At 45.9% G+C, this 425-nt stretch carries 1 protein-coding gene and 1 pseudogene; both read right to left on the bottom strand.

Annotated elements, in window-relative coordinates:
- Positions 1–149, bottom strand: a pseudogene (locus tag WKT20_RS18220) (ISAon1 family transposase); the annotation flags it as partial.
- Positions 115–425: ISAon1 family transposase N-terminal region protein (locus WKT20_RS18215; RefSeq protein ID WP_340417887.1), on the bottom strand; the 311-nt coding region annotated here is incomplete at its 5' end. The pseudogene WKT20_RS18220 and the gene WKT20_RS18215, both read right to left, overlap by 35 nt.

Here is a 425-nt window from a genome sequence, read left to right as displayed (position 1 = left end):
TCAGGGAAAAGCAGCCAATCGTCTGCGTGTTCCAACTGGTCCCAGTAGCGGAAACCGCTCAGCACCTCCTTATACTGCTTTTCAAATGTATGTCCGTCGATGTGGTAGAATTCCTCAAGCGTACGGCAGGTCACTGGGGACGTCTCCATACGTTTCTTTTAAAAAAGCTCCAAATTCTTTGGAGTAACGAGTGCCTTTAGCAACTATATCGAGGCTTATCGGCAAACTGAAGCTTTTACCGGTGCGCGTATCTGTCCATCGCCGACGTCGGATCTTGAGTATAACCTTGTGGTCTCGTATCGGAAAGTCTGTCACATTTACTGCTTCCATGAAACCCTTGGATTCATAATGTGCATCACTACTTAACTCTGGACTCATCTTTTCATCCAAACTGATATGAATCTCAGTCGCTGATTGCTCAATAC

This window comes from Phocaeicola sp. ICN-14070 (assembly GCF_037892625.1).
GTDB classification, from domain to species: Bacteria; Bacteroidota; Bacteroidia; order Bacteroidales; family Bacteroidaceae; genus Phocaeicola; species Phocaeicola plebeius.
This window is presented reverse-complemented; position numbering and strand designations above follow the sequence as displayed.